We start from the raw sequence: 20,206 nt of genomic DNA, 5'->3' as shown, positions 1-20,206 counted from the left end.
CTAAAATGCCTGAGGAAGGGAGCAATCAAGCAAATGATCAAGAATGCCGAATGGCTTGTCGTCGGTCACAGTAAGGATTTTCCGACTAGAATAGGACGTACCATCCACATTAAAGGGACTGAAATTGCTGTTTTCCGCACTTCGGAGAATGAGCTTTATGCTGTTGAAAATACCAACCCTCATCCCAAAGGAGGTCCTCTTACAGAGGCGATAGTATCGGGACATTATATTTATGATCCTTTGTATGACTGGAAAATTGATTTGCGGACGGGCACCGTTCAAGAGCCCGATCACGGGCAAATTAAAACGTTCGCCGTCTGTGAAGAGGGAGAAGAAGTGAAAATATCGCTCGAAACGGTTTAATTTATTTGAAGGAATGAAAATAAAAAGGGCTCGACAGGAATAATCCTGTGGGCCCTTTTCGTTTTGGATTAGGTAATGGTAACGCCTGCACTTGCGTAGCCCACCACGGTATTAACGAGAGAAATTCCTGTAGCTGTGGCAGAGAAAACCATAAGCAGACGGGTTTGTGCGGTTACGGGTATTGCCAACCCAGTAGCAATACCACTAGAAGTCGTTCCTAATGCAACGATGTCAGTTAGCGGGGGGGTCAATGTAACGGTAGCTCCGGGAACGGCTATAAAGGTGTTATTAGGTGTCGGGGAACTAAACAACTGGGCAGTAATGCTAACGGATGATCCCAAGAGGGTTAGAGCAGCAGTTGTACTGAAATATCCGGCAATGGATGTGATTACACCACCCCGTGGAACGGAGAAAGCAAAGTTAATGACTGATCCTACAAGCGTACCTGTGAGATCAATGATACCGCCTACGAGACTAATGCCTGTTGCTGAGCTTCCAAAGCCGATTAAACTTGTGGTTCCTATCAGTCCGCCGGCAATGGTTGTCAAAATTGCTGGTCCACCCGAAGCAAATGGGATGATTGCGCCCGAACCGGTGGCTCCAGTAACGCCTGTAACCCCTGTGGCTCCGGTAGCTCCGCCAACACCTGTTGCTCCCGTGGCTCCGGCGAGTCCGGCCGCGCCAACTGCGCCCGGCAGGCCATCAGCCCCGGTCGGTCCAGTGGGTCCAGCGAGTCCGGCCGCGCCCACCGCGCCTGGCAGACCATCGGCGCCAGTCGCTCCAGTGGCTCCAGCAGGCCCGACCGCGCCCACCGCGCCCGGCAGCCCATCGGCCCCGGTAGGTCCCGTGGCTCCAGCAGGCCCGACCGCGCCCACCGCGCCCGGCAGGCCATCAGCGCCGGTAGGTCCCGTAGCGCCTGTTACACCTCCGGGAGGTCCAGCAGGCCCTTCAGGTCCGGCGGCCCCGATAGGCCCAGCGGCTCCGACAGGCCCGGCAGGTCCAGCGGCACCTACAGGTCCAGCAGCTCCCGGAGGCCCAGCAGGTCCAGCAGGTCCTTCAGCTCCGACAGGCCCAGCGGCACCTATAGGTCCTGGAGATCCGGGAGGTCCTGGAGGGCCCGGTACACCTGCTGGACCAGGCGCACCACCAGGCCCCACAGGTCCCGGAGGCCCTTGTGGGCCGGACTCCCCTGACAAATACGGTTCACTTAGTGCGTTGCTAACCGTCGTTCCCGCAGTTCTGATTGCACGGATTAAACTGTCTTTAAGAGTTGGACTGAGGGATTCCTGTAGAACGATGGATAATAGGGCATCCAGCAGTTGCTGTAATGTAGTACCTACGCTGATCGGAGAGAAAGGCGTGGCTTCTAACGCTACTATAGCAAGCTCCAACGCCGCCAGTAAATCTGCCCTAGCCCCGCCTCTAAGTCTTAAACTTTTCGCCAGAGACAGTAATTGTCTTAAAATCTGTTGCAATAAAGATACATTAGCCGCAGAAGGGTTTGCGAATACAAGTGGGATGATCGAGGTCAATTCATTAATAAGCTTGAGAAGCGTTTCGATACTTCTAATATCTTTTGATGGTTTGCAGTCCTCATCTTTTTTTGAAGCACCACTGAACCTGAACGGTCTTTTATGTTTCATGCTCAAGTATCTCCTCCTCATTCTGCCTACTGTAGAGGTGACAGATGGTTAATCGCCCCGTTTTACAGATATTCATAATATATTTATTGAAGTGAAAAGGGTGAATACACAAGCAAAGCTTAATAAAATATTGATAACAAAAGCGCGGTTCCCAAATGCCTGGGACCGCGCTTTAGTGTGTAGTCTATTAGATTATATGTCTTCGGCAGATTTATTTGAAAATTCGTACCAGCAGTTCAGCCATCTCGCCTCTGCTAATGGCGGCTTTCGGTTTGAGCGTTCCATCAGGATACCCGCTAATCCAACCCGAGCCTATGGCTTTCTCGAACGCTGTGGAAGCCCAGGAAGCAATCTGCTGATCATCCTTGTAGGATTGCAGTCCAGTAGGGCTGGGAACGGATGTCTGATTTTGCATCGCGTGTGACAGGATCACCATCGCCTGTTCACGGGTAAGGCTCTCATCAGGTCCGAACGTCTGAGCAGTTAGTCCTTGAATCCATCCCTGACGGTAAGCGGCATCCACGGCCGATCCAGCCCAGTGCCCCTTCATATCTGTAAATGAGGTAGACAGGCTCTCGTCTCCAGTAGTTCCTAAAGCCCTGATCAATGTGGCTACAAATTCTGCACGGCTCACCGCACGCTCAGGGCGCATGTTGCCGTCTTTATAGCCCTGCATCCAGCCTTTGGCTGCAAGAGATTGTAGGGACTTCGCTGCCCAGTGACCTTGTAGGTCCGGCCATACCTGAGCTGGTTCTTGTGAATCTGACGAATGGAGTGGGTCATTTTGTACACGGGTCTGATCAACCTGAGACGCGTTCGTAGAGACGGCAGCGGCAAAGGTACCTAATCGAGACGTATTCAGACTCACACTCGACAAAATCCCTTGTGAATTCACCACAGCAGTACCTTTTAGAATCTCGTGCTCGCCATTTTCATACATCACAAGAATGGAGAATTGAGGCTCCACATTTTGCAATTCACTTGAGGATACGCTATCCAGCGGCAGAACAATGGACGAATTACCTGTCACGTTAGCTTTAATTTCTACAGCCGGCCCTATCAGCTTCAGGTTGGGTTGCTGCTCGGCCCAATCGCGAAATTGCTGATCTGCCTGCTGGAATGATATGGTGACGTCCTGCTGACCTGAGGCGGCCATGCTGGTTAGTGTGTCACTGGATACCATCAGCGTCCCATATCGGGATATCACTGAAGCTCCGAGCTGATCCCATTTATTCAGTACAGAATGAGTGAGGAGAACACGACTCATTTGCTTTTCCTGCTCCAAACGAATGTCAGCGTATGCCTTGCCTTCACGAAGTGCTTGTTGGATCTGTTCATCCAGGAATGCCGCAGGAGGAACAAAGAGAGAGACTGTTTTCCCTTGCTCTGAAAATCCAATCTGTTGTATGCCAGCAGACAGATCCTGATCCTCATTTTTATCTTTGTTAGACTTGCCTGTGTCCATACTCACTTTGGCAGGGACGATGACTTCTATGGCCTGCGTCAAAGCATGAGAACCATCACTTACCTTCATAACATCCAGTATGACAGTGACAACAGAAGGAGTGTCTGCTTGAACAATAGTTCCGTCTGTACGCACAATGTCTGGCTGACTGCTGCTGCTGATGGTCACACGGAAGCCATCGGGTACAGCAGGCAGAGTAAGCATTGTATCACTTGTTCTAGGGGTAGGTATGCTTGTGATGGAATCGGCGACACGCTGCGCGGTTAATCCTTGTGGATACACTAGCCCAGAGGGTGCGCTCTTCATGCCATTTACGTTCTGCAGCACATAGTAGCTGGCTCCTTCGGGTACAGGTGTAAATGTATATTTTCCCTCACTCGAAGCGATGCCTTCCGCTATAAGCTCCTGCTGGGCATTATACAGCTCAAGCCGTGCGTTCGGTAAAGCGCCTGTGACGATCACAGAGGAAATATCCTCATTGCCTGCTGCAGCTGCAACAGCACGGGGCAACACGTTTATACGGCGTTCTGCCGGTTCTGCCGTCCAACTTCCATTGTCGCTATAAGCATAGTTCAATACGTATACACCAGGTACATTCGTATCGACATTGCCGATCCCTGAAAGATCGGGAATCAGAATATTGCCGTATACGCTGTCCAGTACGCTGGCTCCCGGATCCGTGAAGCTGTCGCCAGTTTCCAGAACAATTGGATTACTGCCGTTCAATCGTACATAAGGTGTATTCGGCAATGATTTTAGCACAGTAATCGTGAATGATCTTTGGACAGAAGCTATACCTTTAGAAATAATGGCAATTAACTGTACATTTATATCACCATCTGTATATTTAGGTCGATTCACCTGACCACTATCACTGAGGATATCCGGTTGATCCGAGGACCAGTCGATCTGGGTACCAAATGCCCCTGTACGAGGCAGAGCGATGGAATCCTTAATCCCTTGCGGGTAATCCAGATGCAGTGTACTTGCCGCCAAATTCACTGCTTCATCAGCGCTTAGGGGCAATGCAGGTACGAGCAGACTGAAGGTTTTTCGAAGCTCAACCCCACCTCTTGACACAACCGCCTCGAGCGTGATGGTCTGATCGCCCTGTACATAGGTTGGGAAGGTTACATGTCCAGTATGATCTAGAAACTCGGGTTGATTCGACGACCATGACACCTGAACACCATTCAGCGCATCTTTTGGCAAATATACGTCTCCGGTTACTGTCGTTAGCGGTAGTTCCAGTACTCTATATGCTGCGTCCACGGCTTCAGTGTCGCTCATCGGCAGACGGAGTACGTGTGCAGTAAAATCCTTTGTTTTTGTTAAGCCTGCAAGTTGCAGGGTGGCCGTTAGGGTAACGTCGGTATCTCCACTACTATAGGAAGGTCTGGTGAGTGTTCCATCTACTGCAATGACAAGAGGTTTGGACGAGGACCATTCAATCTGCACTCCGCCATAACCGGATAAAGGGAGAGATACATTTTCTTGTACCGCAGACAAATCACCCAGCGATAGAGTATCTGCTGCTTGATTCAATGTATCTTGAGCAGTCATCTTCGAAACGGTAACTTCGAAAGTTTGGGTATCCGAGGTGGTTCCTTTCGCAATCGTTGCTGTCAGTTTTACTTTTTGGTCACCCAAATCGTATCGCGGACGTATTACAGCGCCTTCGTTCGTAATGACGTCAGGAGTATCCGAACTCCAGCTCACCGTCGTATCATTTAACCCAGTGAGTGGCAGTGTCAGCTTTTGGGATACCGAATCCACTGTATCTCCAGGAGAGAAGCCTAAAGTAAGGGCGGCTTTTGCCTGTGCAACTCTCTCGGCATCGGTAAGTATAGCCACTCTGACCTCTGAAGGAGTGCTCTCCCCTTTAGCATTCACGGCCTGAACCGTGTAAACTGCTTCACCTGGCGGCAATGCTGAAGTGTCTATGAATTGGGTTAAGCTGCCTGTATAGAGCGTTACGCTATCTCGCATGACTTTGTATGAGGCTGCATAAGGAACGGCATCCCAGCTTAACTCCACCGTATTTCCATTTTTAGTACCTGTAAAATGACCCGGAGCCTGTGGAATGGGGAGTCGTTCCCCATAAGCTGCGAATTCCATGATGGAGGCCCATTGATTGTTTCTTGCATTTCCTTGATCAATATATAATCGAAGGTATCGTGTAGTTACAGGAGTAATGCTCTTTTGAAAATTAGAACTCACATTATTCTGCACAGTATCCACAGTCACCCAATTACTTCCGTTGCTACTCGTCTGCAATCGGAAACTGTATGGATCACGTTCATCGTTCCACCCATAATGGACACCCATACCTGTAACAACGTATCGATCCACGATATACCAGTCTCTCAAATCTACCTGAATCCACTTTTCACCGTCACTCGCTTGATACCAGCGGCTTGTCGGTTCAATTGACCCGTCGACAGCTCTGCTGGGGTCATAGGGCTGGCTATAGCCACTTGATGTGGCTGGTTTGTTAAACACTACATTTTCCCAGCCGGCAGCATTGGTTTCATTCGTCCCTATGAGCAAAGCCGCACCGCTGATAAATGGCAGCAGTGGAATCAGCACACGGTAGGGTTTTAACTTGTTGCGTGTGAAGTTATTTCCTTCGAGCACGCTATCACCTCTTCTTTATTAAATAGCACACCACTTGAGCGTGTTCATATTATGGGCGGGACGGGTAATCCCCTTCGATTGCGATGTAGTAGTTTACATTCGGCAACGGGGAAGCTCCACGCAAGTCAGGCAATGCAAATGTACGCACTCCATCACCGCCAAAATTAGTGCCCAGCAGACTGTATAATGCTGAATACTGAGCAATGGGCAACAGCTGGCCCTCGCATTTTAGCCAGCCCTTAGGAGCGAACGTGTATGGGTACATCGTAATTTCCCCCATATAAGGCTCATAACCTGCGTGTGCCTGTTTGGGGCTAATCGCTGTTCCTCCTAACAAAATGACCGCCAACAGACTCAATACGGCGGCTTTCTTCCAAAAATGATTCTTCATACCTACAACTCCTTTAGATTCGAATAATGGACCACGAATTCAACAAATTTGTGACATTAGTCATAGAATGAATAGATATTATCATGGATTTCCATTTTTGCAATACAGCTCATCTATCAAATTCACCTTTTTATTCCTTTTATGAGCAAAGAAATTTGTTCCATCTGCCCCATCTTTCATGCATCTTTTTTCTAATCCAGGTAAATCTATATACAAATCCTATGGAAGTGAAGGAGGAGACAGCGTGTGGCAGGTCATTGGAACTCATGCGCCCAAATGGAATGTGTGGGTGGAAGCCTTCTTTTTGTTCATCATACCTTTGATTATTTTTCTGGCAGTACGACAACTCAAAGCGTTGGATGGTCGAGAGAGCAGACGTATGGAACGATTAAAGCTTATGGAAGAAGAAGATCGTTCGGAGCAGGCAGATCATAATCCATCTGTCAGTGAGGCAGAGAAGGAAAAGGGGACCTTTACCGAAGATTATGAAGCCAACATAGCAAAAATCAGACAAGCAGTTGCAGATATGGCAGACGTAAACGAACGCTCGATTTTTCTGGGAAATCTGAACGCTGTAAGCACACTTTTTTTTGTGGATGGATTAACGGACAAGGTTGGCATGGATCAGAATATATTAAAACCGCTGATGGATTGGGGCAGCTCCGGGCAAGAGAGGGGAGAGCTTCCGCGAGGAAAAGAGCTTCGGGATATGATTGTTCACCAGGTCATGCTGGTATCGGAGACGGAGTATACGTTAGAGGTGCAGTTCTCCTTGCAAAAGGTGCTGTTTGGTTCAGTCATACTCGTGATTCAGGGCATACCGGGTGCTTTTGTGCTGGGTACACCCAAAGGAAATACACGAGGGGTGGAAGATCCTATATCGGAATCGGTGCTGCGGGGACCGCGTGTCGGTTTTACAGAGACCCTCAGCGACAATACAGCGATGCTGCGCAGGCATGGAGAAAGTACAGAACTGGCCATGTCGTCCTTCAAAGTCGGCAAAAGAGTGGAAAAACAGCTGATGGTAGTGTATTTCAGAGATATTGCCGACCCGGAGCTTGTAGATGAGGTGAAGCGGCGGGTCCAAACCATTGATATGGATGAGGTACTGGAGTCGGGCTATGTAGAGCAGCTTATTGAGGATAATTTTCTTAGCCCATTTCTGCAAATTCAAAATACGGAGAGACCGGATCGGGTCATGGCTGCATTGCTGGAGGGACGTGTCGCGATTCTGCTGGACGGTACACCTTTTGCGCTTCTTATGCCTGTAACGTATGGGATGATGCTCCAGTCTCCCGAAGATTATTATGAGCGATGGCTACCGGGGTCGCTTATTCGATTTCTTCGGTTTATGGCAACTTTCATATCGTTATTTGCTCCAGCGCTCTATATCTCCTTTATCTCGTTTCATCCCGGACTGATTCCAACCAAGCTGGTCATTTCCATTATCAGTACTAGACAGGGAGTGCCGTTTTCGACGTTGATTGAGGCCCTGATTATGGAAATTTCCATTGAAATTTTACGCGAGGCAGGACTTCGGCTCCCCAAACCCATCGGTCCAGCGATGGGTATCGTCGGCGGTTTGATTATTGGACAGGCGGCTGTTGACGCCGGGATTGTAAGCCCGATCCTCGTCATTGTGGTGGCAGTCACAGCGATTTCTTCCTTTTCCGCCCCTGTATACAGCGCTGGCATATCCATGCGTGTTCTTCGTTTCGGTGCCATGTTCACGGCGTCCATCTTTGGCTTGTATGGCGTGATCATGTTTTTTCTGATGCTGAGTATTCATATGGTTAAATTACACAGCTTTGGTGTTCCGTTTCTTAGTCTAACGACCCCCCGTTCGTTCAAAGACTGGAAAGATTACTTCGTACGAGCACCGTTGCAATTTATGAAAAACAGACCCATTCTTTTGAAGCATAAAGACCCTAAGCGACAAGGATGAGCTCAACACAGGAGGGAGCAAGATGGCCCGTGGGAAAAAAGCGGATAAGATTACAACGTTACAGACAACGGCAATTGTGGTTTGCTTTATGCTGGCTGCCGGGTTGCTTACCCTTCCAAGAGTAGCAACTGAAGCTGCAAAAACACCGGATGCGTGGATATCTGTCATTTTAGCAGGGGTGGGCACTTTTCTGTTCGGATGGGTTATAGTCAAACTAAGCTCACGGTTTCCAGAAAGTACCTTTTACCAGTATGTTCAGCAAATAACAGGCAAATTCATTGGCAAAGGGATTGGTATGCTGATTGTTATTTATTTTGTTTGTATAGCCGCATTTGAAATTCGATCTGTGGAGGAAGTCACGTCGTTCTTTCTGCTTGAAGGCACTCCGGCGTGGGCGATTTCAGCACCTTTTATGTGGCTCTCTCTGTACCTATGCATGGGGGGAGTGGGTTCATTAGGAAAGATATGTCAACTGATATTTCCGGTTTCGGCGGCTATCTTTTTGCTGATTTGCTTGCTGAGTTTAAATATTTTTGAATTGAATAACTTGCGTCCTGTCTTGTCGGAGGGGGGAATGCCAGTGCTTAGAACGCTCAAGACTACAATCCTGACATTAACGGGGACAGAGTCCTTGCTGATTATCCTTTGTCGGATGGAAAAACCGGAGAAAGCAACCAAGGCAATCGGATTGGCGATTGGGATCGCGGTCGTTTTTTATACAGCTACGTTGATCCTGTGCATTGGCGCCTTTTCAATGGAAGGGGTCTTGAGCAGAACCTGGCCATTTTTAGATTTGGCCCGCAGCTTTGAAGTGGAGTATCTGTTGTTGGAACGGTTCGAGTCCTTATTGCTGACCATTTGGATCATGCAGATTTTTGCCACATTCAGTATTGCTTTTTATTGTGCTTCGCTCGGAGTATCTCAAATTTTGAATAGCTCTTATTCCAAGATGTTGTTCATTTTGCTTCCGTTTATCTACCTCTTATCCCAAATACCGAAAAACCTGAATGAGCTATTTTCTTTTGGAACGGTTATCGGAAATGTAGCGTTCGCTTTATTCGTGCTACTTCCACTGCCCCTGCTGCTTATTTCTCGCTGGAGAGGGGTGGGGTCATGAAAAGAGTCCAGTCAGGATTACTCGGATTGATGGTTTTCCTGATATGCAGCACACTTTCAGGTTGCTGGAGCAGCTCCCCAGTAGAGGATCTAAATCTGGAGACAGGCATTGCTTTAGATGTAGCGGAAGAATCCTCGCAAGAAAAGGAAATTAATCAGGAAGGGGGAGATTATCCAAAAAAGGAGTTAATTACAGGAACCTTTCAATTTGTCATTCCAGAGGAAAGTGGCGGCTCCAACAGCTCCTCTCCACAAGCCAAAAAATTTTTTAATATTACGGAAACAGGCGATTCCGTTTTTGAAATGATAAGAGAAATTTCATTGCGGACCAATCGACCTCCCATTGGGCAACATTTGAAAACGGTTATTATCAGCTCCAGTCTGCTTCGCAAGATTCCGTTGTATGAGCTGCTGGACTTTTTCTTGGGGGATAATGACATTCGGCCGAGTGTACTGCTGCTGATTAGTACAGAAAAGGCGGGAAATACACTCCAGGAGAAAATCCCTGGTCAGATTCCTGCCTATATTTTAAAGGATATTTTCCAAAACCGGAAACGGAATGCACGGTTGATAAAGCCTATGGCCTTGGTTAAAGTGATCGGACCCATGAAGGGGGGAAGAAGCTTTATATTACCTAATGTCATTACGGCGGAGAATGAAATCAAACTCGCAGGTGCGGGAATCATTAAAGGAAAGACGCAAACATACGGTGGTTATCTGAATGAGTCAGAGGTTGAGGGTCTTATGTGGATCAAAGGCGAGCTGAAGGGAGGCGTGCTGAAAAGCAGCGATCCGAAGACCGGTAAAAACATAGCATATGAGATCAAAGCGGGTAAAAGCAAGATCAAGGCCATCGTCCAGGGGGACGACATTTTCTTTCAGGTAAAAATGACCTCAGAGGGACGTGTTTCGGAGGTGCATATAAAGAATGAAGATTTGCGCAACAATAATGTGCTTGGACAAGAAGAGAGTCTCTTTCAGGAGAAAGTGAATTCATTAGCTGAACAAACCGTAGCTAAGATGCAAAAACTGAAGGTTGATGTCGGAGGTTTCGGAGAAGCCTTGAGGATCCAACATCCTAAAGTTTGGCATAAGGTCAAAAAGGATTGGGATACCACTTTTAGCACCATTCCTGTACGGTTCAGCACAGATATTCATATTGAAGATTACGGCTCTTCGATTACGACGGCAGACTAAAAGGAATTTCGTTTGCATCTGTTATAGAAAAACCTTCAATACCACGAACCTAAGTGGAATTGAAGGTTTTTTAGTCTATTTAAACAGAGACAGTGTTTCTTTCAGCCACGTAATATAGCTTTCTTCCCGATTAATGGCACGGCTCAGCACCAAATAATGACCGAATTGACTAGAGCCGGGTGCTTGAAAGTTCTCGTCCAGCCGCTGGAGAGATTTTTTACTTTCGTACAGGTATTCCAGCTTTTCTTCACGTTTGGCAATCTGATCCTCGAACAAGCGCTTACTTTCTTCCTTGGGGATGGCTGCTGAGAAATACAGCATGAGCATAAACTCATCCTTTTCTGTTTCCGGTAACTCTTTGGCGCTTAGCAGCCATTCGGTCAGCTCTTGGGTCCCTTTGGGGGTAATACAGTACAGCTTCTTTTCCAGCTTGGCTCCTGTAATGGAGGTGCGATATTCAATGAGTCCCTCTTCGGTCAGTCTTTTGAGCTCGGGATAAATCTGACTGTGCTTAGCACTCCAAAATTGTCCAATTTCCTGCTTGAATTGGCTCGTAATATCGTAGCCGCTCATTTCCTCTTTGTGAACCAGACCCAAAATGGCATATTTTAATGTGCGTTTCAACGTAGCTCTCCTCGCAATGGGGTATTTGACAATAGTATATCACAGCGCTACAATTTATATGTATCTTAAAACATGTTTATATTTACATGTTTGAATGATTATTATTTATTATTTTGGTGTCTTGTTCAATTCATAAACTCATAATAAGGAAAGAAGGATGCAAGATGGACAAGTTTATCGGCAGTCACATGATTTACACCTATGAGAATGGTTGGGAGTACGAAATATATATTAAAAATGAGGATACGATTGATTATCGCATTCATAGTGGTATGGTAGGCGGACGCTGGGTACGTGATCAGAAGGTCAATCTGGTGAAGCTGGTAGAGAATGTGTATAAAGTATCGTGGACCGAACCGACAGGCACAGACGTTTCCCTAAACTTTATGCCTGAGGAAAAACGTATGCATGGCATTATTTTCTTCCCTAAATGGGTTCATGAGCATCCAGAAATCACGGTACGCTACCAAAACGATTTTATTCCGCTGATGGAAGAATCGCGTGAAAAGTATGAAACCTATCCGAAGTATGTAGTTCCTGAATTCGCGGATATTACATTCATTGAAAATGCAGGTGTGAACAACGAACAATTGATTTCTCAGGCACCTTACGCTGGAATGACAGACGACATTCGCGCAGGGAAGTTGCAAGCATAATCGAACATGGTTAATGGAAGTTGTACAGCCTGAGCCTGTGGTAAGCAGTCTCAGGCTTTTTTACGTAAACTGGAGAGTGGATTACCTATGCAGTGGTGGACGATAGCTAGAATGAATAGTAGACCAGTCCATGCTCGATAAGATATGAACGACTAATCCGAGGGTGGAGGGTGGTCGCTGTTGGGGAGAGAATGTACGAGTTCGCATGGGCAGCCAGATCGGATAGGGCAGATAGAGCCAGCTCTGTTTTAACAGGTCCCCAGTGATCAGCGTGGTGCTTAATATATTGTTCGGCCTCGGTCAAGGACAGACCCTTGAGCGAGGTAAATACGGAAGCCCAGCGGACGAGATCAAAGGTGCCTTTAATTTCAGGCAGCTTATATTCCGCCAGGCCTTGAGCGCCGTTACACGACATAGTAAACAAGCCGCAGCAATGGTGTTGATACTGTTCAGGATCAGGAAATTGACTATGGTCGTATTGGATAATTGCTATGGAACCAATGCATAATTGCGTCGTTTGCAGCGTTGAGGGCTGGGTAAGCGTCAGGTTCATACTGGAACGGCCTCCTTCTCGGGATCGTTGTAATAGGGATGGAAGAATCATACGTCACAGCGGATGTAATGTAAATCATGTATATAAGCGTAAAACAAGAATATGTAGCGGAAAACGGATTTTAATGGCAATGGAAACGGATACTTGTATCCGTCTCTTTCATTATCTTGACGATGGTCTGTATATTACAAAAAACAACCCCAGGTCACCCCAGGGTCGTCTTTACAAGAAATATATATCTGCATTGCAAAATGCTTGTTTAGCTGAATCACACGGGTGTTACATCCTGAATGGCTTCTTCTTTTTCCTCTTTCCAGATCACGTTCTCGCGATAGTTAGATCCCCAATCGTACATCGCTCGCAGTACCGGGATCAGGCTTTCGCCATGCTCCGTCAGTGAATATTCCACATGTGGAGGGACGACAGGATAGACTTTACGCAGAATGAGTTGATCTTCTTCCAGCTCGCGCAATTGGTTGGTCAGCATTTTTTGCGTAATGTGGGGGATCAGCTTCTTCAATTCACCGAACCGCTTGGTGCCTTCCATACCAAGATGCCACAAAATAATCAGCTTCCATTTGCCACCGATGACCGCGAGAGTCAATTCTTTATCACAATTAATCAGCTTCAAATCTATCCGGTCTTTTACAGTTGTGATGTTCATCGACCTCCTGTCCGTAGTTATTCCAAGTATACTATGCATAACTACAGTACGCAAAAGGAGATACATCCATTTTGGAAACTATGCATACGATGGGATACGAATAGACTGAAATCACAATCTGATGATGTGTGCCAGGCTGGAAGCTTCCAGAAATCTACGACGTTTAAGAAGGAATAACGATGGTGTTAAAGGACTCCGGCTCCAGCCCCAAACGGTGTGTTATTTCTCCGACAGACAGGTTCAGCACGCGAGATTCCTTGAACGGGTTGGCGATGACCAAAGCCCTTTGTCCGTCTGTATTTTGAAAAGCAACCGCATTTCCAGCCCATGAACCTTGAATTCCAATGCGTCTGGCCCCTGGCAATACAAAATGAGAAAAGTGCTTCATAACGTAATATTCCGGGTTCAGCATAGGTTTTCGATCTGCTGGATCAACGGTGATCATCGAATTTTGCTCCCAGCCCCATGTGCTCTTGCCTCGCGGTTCCAAAACCATATTCCAGTAAATATAAGCATTCACGCCATTGGTGAAGTAGTGTTGGTACAGGTTATATACATATTTGGCGTAGTCCCATGAGTTTTCTCCGTTTCCGCATTCATTTTCGGTCTGCATATAACGAAGCTCAGGGTAGCTGGCTACGGTACGCTGAATGGCATTTTTACCTGCCCACTGATAGCCTACACCTTTAATATATTTATAGGCCTCGGGGTCACTCAATACGGTATGGGCATACTCATCGAAGCCAGTTGAAGTTTTCTTCATTAATTCCTCCCACGGATCGGGGGCGTTAATAGTACCCAGCCAAATTTCCGTATCCAGTCCGTGTTCTTCAAAAGCAGGCCCCAAATAGTCGCGAATAAATTCACGTAGTTGTTCTCCGGTCCATACGCAGGAAGGGAATTTCTGATCAGCAATGACTTCATTTTGAACATGAACCTGATGAATCGTAATGCCTGCCTCGCGGTATGCCTGAACAAATTTGACAAAGTACAATGCATACGCTTTCAAGATATCCTTTTCCCAGCGCAACGTTCCGTAATTGTAGGCTTTCGGTGATTTCATCCATGTCGGCGGACTCCAGGGTGAGGCGAACAGTTTCAAGTCTGGATTGAGTTGTAACGCTTCCCGAATAAAAGGAATGAGATATTGCTGATCGCGCTCAATGGAAAAGTGCTTCATCTCTATGTCGCCGTCCGTTTCATTATGGCTGTACCATTCCAGCGCGTAGTCACTCGCTCCAATAGGAAGTCGGCATATCGTGAATTTGTGCTCGCCCTCCGGGTGAAAGAGAGCATGAAGCACCTGATCCCGCTCTTCGCTGTCCAAATGATTCAGGGCCACATAACCCAATTCATTAAAACAGCCGCCAAAGCCTTCTACAAGCTGATATGTTTCTCCTGTAAAGGTTAGGTTGGCACTCTCTTGGGTTTGGGTCAAATGATGAGCTTGGGATTGCCAAGCATTAGCTTTGGAAGTGGAAAACCACTGAATGGTTTGATTGCTCATGTGTACCCCTCCTGTTCAATCTTTTTGTATCTCAACTTATTATAGGGTAGGATCGTAGGGGAAGAGATGGTCTGAGCGAAGACAAATTTGCCCTTATCCAAGGTGAAATTTGCGGATGAGAAGTTTCCGTAAATAAGAAGTGGCGAGAACACATAAAGTACACATCTCTTTGATATGCTGTTGTCCTAGAATGACCGAAAGAGGGAAGTCGATTTGAATAAAAGAGTTCTTCTCGTGGAGGATGAAATACGTATTCGTGAAGTGATTGCGGATTATTTTAAACAAAATAATTGGGAAGTCTATGAAGCAGGCAATGGAAAAGATGCACTCCTCTGGTTTGATTCGGTGCAGCCGGAACTCATTATACTCGATATTATGATGCCTGAGCTGGATGGTTGGGAAGTATGCCGTCAGGTACGCAGCCATTCAGGTGTACCGATTATTTTGCTGACGGCCAAATCCGGTGATGATGATAAAATATTGGGCTTTGAGCTGGGGGCAGATGACTACGTGACCAAGCCTTTCAGCCCCAAGGTGCTGATTGCTCGCGCGAACGCGCTGATGAAACGGGTAGAGGGACATGTGCAGCCGGAGTCGCATATTTTGCGGTTCGGCAGTGCTATGCTCAACACGATGGCTCATCGGCTTGAAGTGGATCAGGCGGAAGTCGAACTGACGCCCAAGGAGTATGAGCTGCTGCGGCTGCTTATACATAACAAAGGCATAGTTGTTTCACGGGAGGCGATACTGAACCGGGTGTGGGGTATCGACTTTGAAGGGGACACACGAGTTGTTGATACGCATATCAAAAAGCTGAGAAGTAAGCTGGGCCGTGAATCACGCCATATCCGCACGGTTTTTGGTACAGGCTACAGGTTCGAGGAGGAAGAATGAACAAACGGGGAGTTACCTTTAAGTTGTTCATTATGACGGTTGTGTTTTTCCTGTGTTTTTACGGAATGGTGATTTTAAGTCAATTGCTGTTTTTTGAAAATTTTTATCAGAAACAGAAGATTGGGCGTGTGGAAAGTCGTTTGCAAAGCTTCGGTCAAAGTTATGTCCAGGAAGCTTGGGGATCAGGCAGGGTTTCGCGTGAGGCAGCTCGTTTTATGCTCCAGAATAAAAACCAGCTGGCGATTGTAACGCTGGACGGCAAAGTAAAGCTGGATGATGCGTTTCATATCAATCTCAGAAAAGCAGATGGTAAAATCGTTAAAATATCGTTGTCTCTGTTTATGAGCGAATACGGAGATGAACTGAGAGCTGCCCGGATTCAGCCTGGTGACACGGTGACCGTTGAAGGTGAGGTGTTGGGAACTGACGGCATCTCCTCTGCCTATTTAATTTATCCATCAGGCATACAGAAGCTTGGTTTCAAAAATATAGGATCAATTTCAGATGAGACAAGCACAGATGACAGTGTAAGACTGTCCGGTACGGTAACAGAGATTGTGCTGCCGGATCTGAAAACATGGAGTCAGCGCCAAGGTCTGCTGTATAGTGCGCTGGAGGAATGGTTTCCTTTATCCCAGGATCATCTGGAGAAACTTAAAAATTTCGAGGTGTTGGAGGAAGAGTGGACGGAACCTTGGACAGGGGTACGAAATGCCGTTATCGTCCATCCTGTTCGTCAGAGCACAGGCGAGATCGACCTCTTGTTCACTGTGACATCGTTGCAGGAAATCAGTGAGACGAATGAGGCTCTACGCTGGTTTTATCTGTATCTGGGGATCGGCGGATTTGCACTCATTCTGATTTTGTCCCTGTTCTATTCCCGAATGGTAACCCGTCCGCTCATTACTTTGAATAATACCGCCAAGCGGATGGCCAAGCTCGATTTTACAGCCCATACGCCAATCCGGCAGAATGATGAGCTGGGTAGCCTGTCCTACAGCATGTATACCCTGTCCCAGAACCTGGACACAGCTTTGCGTGAGCTTCAGGAGGCCAATCAGCAATTGGTCGAGGACATGGAACAGAAGCAGAGAATGGAGGCTGTACAACAAGACTTTTTTGCCAATGCTTCTCATGAGCTGAAAACTCCGCTAAGTATTATCAAAGGGTTTGCAGAAGGATTGCAAGATGGAGTCAGCGCCGGGAAGCAGGATCATTATATGAAAGTCATTGTAGAGGAAGCGGACAAAATGGAGCGATTGGTCAAGGATATGCTGGACCTTGCCAAATTGGAATCTGGAACCCTCAAGCTTCGCAAAACGACCTTTATTTTGAGCGAGCTGGTGGAGGAGGTTGTGGATAAGCTATTCCATCTGTTGAAGGAGAAGCAGCTGGAAGTGGTCATTATTCCTGCCAATGAACTGCCGATTCATGCCGATATAGGATGGATGGAACAGGTGATTATCAACTTTGTTGTCAACGCCATACGGCATGCCGAGGAAGGAAGCTCGATCACGATTCGTATCGAAGGCTCCGGGGAAGTCAATACGTTTTCCATTGAAAATAAGGGGGAGACCATCCCAGACGATCAGTTGGAGCTGATATGGAATCGTTTTTACCGGGCCGAGCTCTCCCGCAGCCGCCAGACAGGTGGGACAGGACTCGGGCTATCGATCGTTAAACGAATTCTGGATTTACACGAATTCCGCTATATGGCGGAGAATACCAAGGATGGCGTCCGTTTTGTCGTTATATTCGGAGGCTAAGCTATGGCAAAGGAGTTAACAAGTATGAAATGGAATTGGTTGCCCTCACTTTGCACACTTGCAAACCTGGGGGCAGGGGTCCTATCCCTATACTTCACGATTCATGAGCAATATATGACCGCCTTTACCCTCGTGGTAGTGGCTGCTTTATGGGATGTACTGGACGGTTTGCTGGCAAGGCTGCTGCATTGCTCCAGTGATTTTGGCAAGCAACTTGATTCACTGGCGGATGTGGTCTCATTTGGTGTTGCTCCTGCTTTTCTAATCTTGCAGTACAAGCTGGGAGATACCCACTGGATAGGACCGCTTGTAGCCGTGTTGTTTGTGATATGCGGTGCGGTGAGGTTGGCGAGATTCAACCTGATGGCTTTTAGCAAAGGCTTTGTGGGCATGCCCATTACAGCTGCGGGTGTGGTTTTGTCCTTTATGTTTTTATGGAGTGAGCATTTGAAGCCGGGGTTGTTGCTGGCACTAATGGTAGTGCTGTCGTTCCTGATGGTTAGCCGTATTCCCTTCCCGTCCTTCAAAAAATAATCGGTCAGGAGGTGGCGCCTCTATGGAATGGGCCATCAGCATGATTACACAATACGGATATATTGCTATTTTTGCACTGCTTGCCCTTGGAATTATAGGGCTACCCGTTCCTGATGAAATTATTATGGTGTTTGTCGGCTACCTATCCTCTATCATGGTACTGAATTATTCCGTGTCTATATTAGTCAGTTTCATTGGGGCGATGACAGGGATGATGATCAGCTACACGCTAGGCAAAAAGCTGGGTCAGCCGCTGGTAGATAAGCACGGCAAGTGGGTGGGACTGACACCAAAGCGGTTTGCAAAGGTAAAAGGGTGGTTTGCGCGCTTTGGGTTGTGGACCATTTTGTTCGGTTATTTTATTCCAGGAGTCAGACATGCGACAAGCTATTTGTCGGGGATTAGCGCGATGCCTGTACGAAAATATATGCTGGTGGCCAGCGCCGGTTCTCTGGTATGGACACTGATCTTTATCTCCATTGGTTACATTGCCGGGGCCAATATAAACTTTCATTAAGGTAACCGCAAAAGTAATGTAGCATTTTTCACGTATTGCACCGATAATATAAATAAAAGAACCTGTACAACCAGTGAGGGGATCTGTATTGAATGCATTAATGAAGTATATTGAAAAGTTACCTGGTTTTCTGCAAATGATCTTGAATATCTCGCTGTTTCTGGTCGGGCTGATTTTAAGCTTCTTACTTCTAAAAGAAACATGGGCCATATTTTCATATGTGTTCTTGTCTACAGAAGACGACAAAAATTACTATGAATTCACGGAAGAACTGCTTGTATTCTTTTTGTATTTTGAATTCATTGCATTAATCGTTAAGTACTTTAAAACCAATTTTCATTTTCCATTACGTTATTTCATCTATATTGGGATTACGGCCGTCATCAGGCTCATTATTGTGGACCATGATGATGCTAAAAATACATTCTGGTGGTCCATTGCTATCCTAGTCATGGTAGGTTCTCTATTGATTGCTAACAGTAAGTTGTTAAAGAGAGAAAGTTGATGCCGAGGAAGATTGCAAGGGTGACAGTCAAGTGGGAGAGAGGGAATAAAGACGAATGGTAAGAAACTGGATGAATCATGCGGGCGTCAGGCGGGCAGCCGTCCTTGCGATAATCGTTTTACTGCTCTTCATGTTAAGAAGCATGATGAATATTATTTTGTTAACACTGCTGCTTACGATTTTGATTGGCAGCATATATAACGGTGTGAATAAGCTGATCAAGCGGTTCGCCAATGTGCCGCCTATGATTGTGCTGCTACTGGTATACGGGTTGCTGATTCTGATTATCGTGTGGGGAGTTTACCGCATGGTGCCGCTAATCAGCGTGCAGGTCAAGCAGGTGTATCTCATGATTCAGCAAGCGTATATGTATCCTGATCGTAACCAATGGAACGAAACGATTATTGAATTTATGAACACGCTCAATGTTCAGCGGTTATTTGAGCCTGGCTGGAATGCGGTAATGAAAATTAGCCAGCTGGGAACACAACTGCTGGTATCAATTATTCTGAGCTTGTTCTTCCTGATGGAAAAATCCTATATTACACGCTTTACAGCTACATTTGTGGATAGTAAGCTGGGTTGGTTCTTCAAGGAAGTGGGCCATTTTGGACGCATGTTTCTGGGGACATTCGGGAAGGTGCTGGAAGCTCAGCTATTGATTTCACTCATCAACTGTATATTGACGACGACGGCTCTTTGGATTATGGGTTTTCCCAATCTGCTCGGCCTCGCGCTCATTATATTCTTGTTGGGGTTGGTGCCAGTGGCGGGTGTATTCATTTCCCTGATCCCGCTCGGTCTGATTGCTTTTAGCGTCGGGGGAATCAATTATGTGATTTACTTGGTTATTCTGATCGTAGTTATTCATGCGATTGAAGCCTATTTCCTGAACCCGAAGCTGATGTCATCCAAAACCAATTTACCGATCTTCTTTACCTTTGTTGTATTGATCTTCTCTGAGCATCTGATTGGGGTGTGGGGCTTGATTGTAGGTATTCCGTTGTTTGTTTTCTTCCTTGACCTGATCGGGGTACAACGCAAGCAAGAGAAGGATACCTAATCTATTTACGACAGATACGAACATAGTAGTGACCATTGATTTTTCATGACGAATGCCTGCGAAGCCGCAGGCATTTTTTGATTTCCTGGTATTCCTCATTTTATTCATTTTATTCATGGGAAAGATGGTTGAAGCTCATTACCGTACAGGAGGAGTCCAACGGTAC

At 46.7% G+C, this 20,206-nt stretch carries 18 protein-coding genes; 11 read left to right on the top strand and 7 right to left on the bottom strand.

From position 1 onward, the window contains the following. Positions 1–33: 33 nt before the first annotated feature. Positions 34–363 (top strand): nitrite reductase small subunit NirD, encoded by a 330-nt coding sequence (gene nirD, locus HFE01_RS21185; protein ID WP_017428677.1) that lies wholly within the window; start codon positions 34–36, stop codon positions 361–363. Between the two features lie 68 nt (positions 364–431). Here the strand turns inward: nirD and HFE01_RS21180 are convergent, their stop codons facing one another. The 3 genes from HFE01_RS21180 to HFE01_RS21170 all read right to left on the bottom strand — a co-directional run bounded on the left by HFE01_RS21180 (position 432) and on the right by HFE01_RS21170 (position 6,499). Beyond that, positions 432–2,006: an exosporium glycoprotein BclB-related protein gene (locus tag HFE01_RS21180; protein ID WP_167442867.1), complete on the bottom strand. Its 1,575-nt coding sequence runs from the start codon at positions 2,004–2,006 to the stop codon at positions 432–434. 211 nt (positions 2,007–2,217) lie between these two features. Next, the gene (locus tag HFE01_RS21175) at positions 2,218–6,108 is read right to left on the bottom strand and encodes an immunoglobulin-like domain-containing protein (protein WP_167438636.1); all 3,891 of its coding nucleotides are present in this window, start codon (positions 6,106–6,108) and stop codon (positions 2,218–2,220) included. Between the two features lie 49 nt (positions 6,109–6,157). Then, on the bottom strand, positions 6,158–6,499 hold the full coding sequence (locus tag HFE01_RS21170) for a phage tail protein (RefSeq protein WP_016819423.1): 342 nt from the start codon (positions 6,497–6,499) through the stop codon (positions 6,158–6,160). A gap of 244 nt (positions 6,500–6,743) precedes the next feature. On the opposite strand from HFE01_RS21170, the gene HFE01_RS21165 reads away from it, so the two are divergent. From HFE01_RS21165 to HFE01_RS21155, 3 genes are read left to right on the top strand one after another with little or no spacing between them, the layout of a single operon-like run. Beyond that, positions 6,744–8,444 carry a spore germination protein gene (locus HFE01_RS21165; RefSeq protein WP_167438637.1) on the top strand — a complete coding sequence of 567 codons (1,701 nt, stop codon included), beginning with the start codon at positions 6,744–6,746 and terminating at the stop codon, positions 8,442–8,444. A gap of 22 nt (positions 8,445–8,466) precedes the next feature. Next, entirely contained in the window at positions 8,467–9,561 is a 1,095-nt protein-coding gene (locus HFE01_RS21160; RefSeq protein WP_103042159.1) for a GerAB/ArcD/ProY family transporter, read from the top strand. Then, positions 9,558–10,757 (top strand): Ger(x)C family spore germination protein, encoded by a 1,200-nt coding sequence (locus HFE01_RS21155; protein ID WP_103042160.1) that lies wholly within the window; start codon positions 9,558–9,560, stop codon positions 10,755–10,757. Before HFE01_RS21160 ends, HFE01_RS21155 begins: the two co-directional genes overlap by 4 nt. Before the next feature lie 75 nt (positions 10,758–10,832). On the opposite strand, the gene HFE01_RS21150 is transcribed toward HFE01_RS21155, so the two are convergent. After that, a complete protein-coding gene (locus tag HFE01_RS21150) occupies positions 10,833–11,381 on the bottom strand; it encodes a PadR family transcriptional regulator (RefSeq protein WP_103042161.1) in 549 nt (182 codons plus the stop codon). Positions 11,382–11,545: 164 nt separating this feature from the next. Between HFE01_RS21150 and HFE01_RS21145 the strand changes: the two genes are divergently transcribed. Then, on the top strand, positions 11,546–12,037 hold the full coding sequence (locus HFE01_RS21145; RefSeq protein ID WP_016819418.1) for a phenolic acid decarboxylase: 492 nt from the start codon (positions 11,546–11,548) through the stop codon (positions 12,035–12,037). Between the two features lie 106 nt (positions 12,038–12,143). Here HFE01_RS21145 and HFE01_RS21140 read toward each other — a convergent pair whose 3' ends face one another. From HFE01_RS21140 to HFE01_RS21130, 3 genes are all read right to left on the bottom strand, one after another. After that, complete coding sequence (locus HFE01_RS21140; RefSeq protein WP_103042162.1) at positions 12,144–12,590, bottom strand: hypothetical protein; 447 nt, start codon at positions 12,588–12,590, stop codon at positions 12,144–12,146. Between the two features lie 268 nt (positions 12,591–12,858). Continuing rightward, positions 12,859–13,254 carry a winged helix-turn-helix transcriptional regulator gene (locus tag HFE01_RS21135; protein ID WP_016819416.1) on the bottom strand — a complete coding sequence of 132 codons (396 nt, stop codon included), beginning with the start codon at positions 13,252–13,254 and terminating at the stop codon, positions 12,859–12,861. A gap of 163 nt (positions 13,255–13,417) precedes the next feature. After that, positions 13,418–14,761 (bottom strand): glycoside hydrolase family 30 protein, encoded by a 1,344-nt coding sequence (locus tag HFE01_RS21130; protein WP_017425752.1) that lies wholly within the window; start codon positions 14,759–14,761, stop codon positions 13,418–13,420. Between the two features lie 213 nt (positions 14,762–14,974). On the opposite strand from HFE01_RS21130, the gene HFE01_RS21125 reads away from it, so the two are divergent. From HFE01_RS21125 to HFE01_RS21100, 6 genes are all read left to right on the top strand, one after another. Further along, complete coding sequence (locus tag HFE01_RS21125) at positions 14,975–15,655, top strand: response regulator transcription factor (RefSeq protein WP_016819414.1); 681 nt, start codon at positions 14,975–14,977, stop codon at positions 15,653–15,655. Then, positions 15,652–17,421: a sensor histidine kinase gene (locus HFE01_RS21120; RefSeq protein ID WP_017425751.1), complete on the top strand. Its 1,770-nt coding sequence runs from the start codon at positions 15,652–15,654 to the stop codon at positions 17,419–17,421. The genes HFE01_RS21125 and HFE01_RS21120 overlap by 4 nt, the downstream gene beginning before the upstream one ends. 24 nt (positions 17,422–17,445) lie before the next feature. Beyond that, entirely contained in the window at positions 17,446–17,955 is a 510-nt protein-coding gene (pssA, locus tag HFE01_RS21115; protein WP_025363970.1) for a CDP-diacylglycerol--serine O-phosphatidyltransferase, read from the top strand. 22 nt (positions 17,956–17,977) lie between these two features. After that, positions 17,978–18,472: a DedA family protein gene (locus HFE01_RS21110; protein ID WP_016819411.1), complete on the top strand. Its 495-nt coding sequence runs from the start codon at positions 17,978–17,980 to the stop codon at positions 18,470–18,472. Positions 18,473–18,560: 88 nt separating this feature from the next. Continuing rightward, positions 18,561–18,977, top strand: a complete 417-nt coding sequence (gene psiE / locus HFE01_RS21105) for a phosphate-starvation-inducible protein PsiE (protein ID WP_016819410.1) — start codon at positions 18,561–18,563, stop codon at positions 18,975–18,977. Positions 18,978–19,032: 55 nt separating this feature from the next. Continuing rightward, complete coding sequence (locus HFE01_RS21100) at positions 19,033–20,040, top strand: AI-2E family transporter (RefSeq protein WP_167438638.1); 1,008 nt, start codon at positions 19,033–19,035, stop codon at positions 20,038–20,040. Positions 20,041–20,206 lie beyond the last annotated feature (166 nt).

The organism is Paenibacillus sp. EKM10P, assembly GCF_011800655.1.
In the GTDB taxonomy this organism is placed as follows: Bacteria; Bacillota; Bacilli; order Paenibacillales; family Paenibacillaceae; genus Paenibacillus; species Paenibacillus polymyxa.
Note: the sequence above shows the minus strand (reverse complement) of the source record. Positions and strands in the feature narration are given on the sequence as shown.

Excerpts from the sequence above, each read along its gene's own strand:
- HFE01_RS21180 (WP_167442867.1), bottom strand. The coding sequence starts at position 2,006 with ATGAAACATAAAAGACCGTTCAGGTTCAGTGGTGCTTCAAAAAAAGAT.
- HFE01_RS21170 (WP_016819423.1), bottom strand. The coding sequence starts at position 6,499 with ATGAAGAATCATTTTTGGAAGAAAGCCGCCGTATTGAGTCTGTTGGCG.
- HFE01_RS21110 (WP_016819411.1), top strand. The coding sequence starts at position 17,978 with ATGGAATGGGCCATCAGCATGATTACACAATACGGATATATTGCTATT.
- HFE01_RS21120 (WP_017425751.1), top strand. The coding sequence starts at position 15,652 with ATGAACAAACGGGGAGTTACCTTTAAGTTGTTCATTATGACGGTTGTG.
- pssA (WP_025363970.1), top strand. The coding sequence starts at position 17,446 with ATGAAATGGAATTGGTTGCCCTCACTTTGCACACTTGCAAACCTGGGG.
- HFE01_RS21130 (WP_017425752.1), bottom strand. The coding sequence starts at position 14,761 with ATGAGCAATCAAACCATTCAGTGGTTTTCCACTTCCAAAGCTAATGCT.
- HFE01_RS21100 (WP_167438638.1), top strand. The coding sequence starts at position 19,033 with ATGGTAAGAAACTGGATGAATCATGCGGGCGTCAGGCGGGCAGCCGTC.
- HFE01_RS21135 (WP_016819416.1), bottom strand. The coding sequence starts at position 13,254 with ATGAACATCACAACTGTAAAAGACCGGATAGATTTGAAGCTGATTAAT.
- HFE01_RS21145 (WP_016819418.1), top strand. The coding sequence starts at position 11,546 with ATGGACAAGTTTATCGGCAGTCACATGATTTACACCTATGAGAATGGT.
- HFE01_RS21155 (WP_103042160.1), top strand. The coding sequence starts at position 9,558 with ATGAAAAGAGTCCAGTCAGGATTACTCGGATTGATGGTTTTCCTGATA.
- nirD (WP_017428677.1), top strand. The coding sequence starts at position 34 with ATGATCAAGAATGCCGAATGGCTTGTCGTCGGTCACAGTAAGGATTTT.
- HFE01_RS21160 (WP_103042159.1), top strand. The coding sequence starts at position 8,467 with ATGGCCCGTGGGAAAAAAGCGGATAAGATTACAACGTTACAGACAACG.
- HFE01_RS21140 (WP_103042162.1), bottom strand. The coding sequence starts at position 12,590 with ATGAACCTGACGCTTACCCAGCCCTCAACGCTGCAAACGACGCAATTA.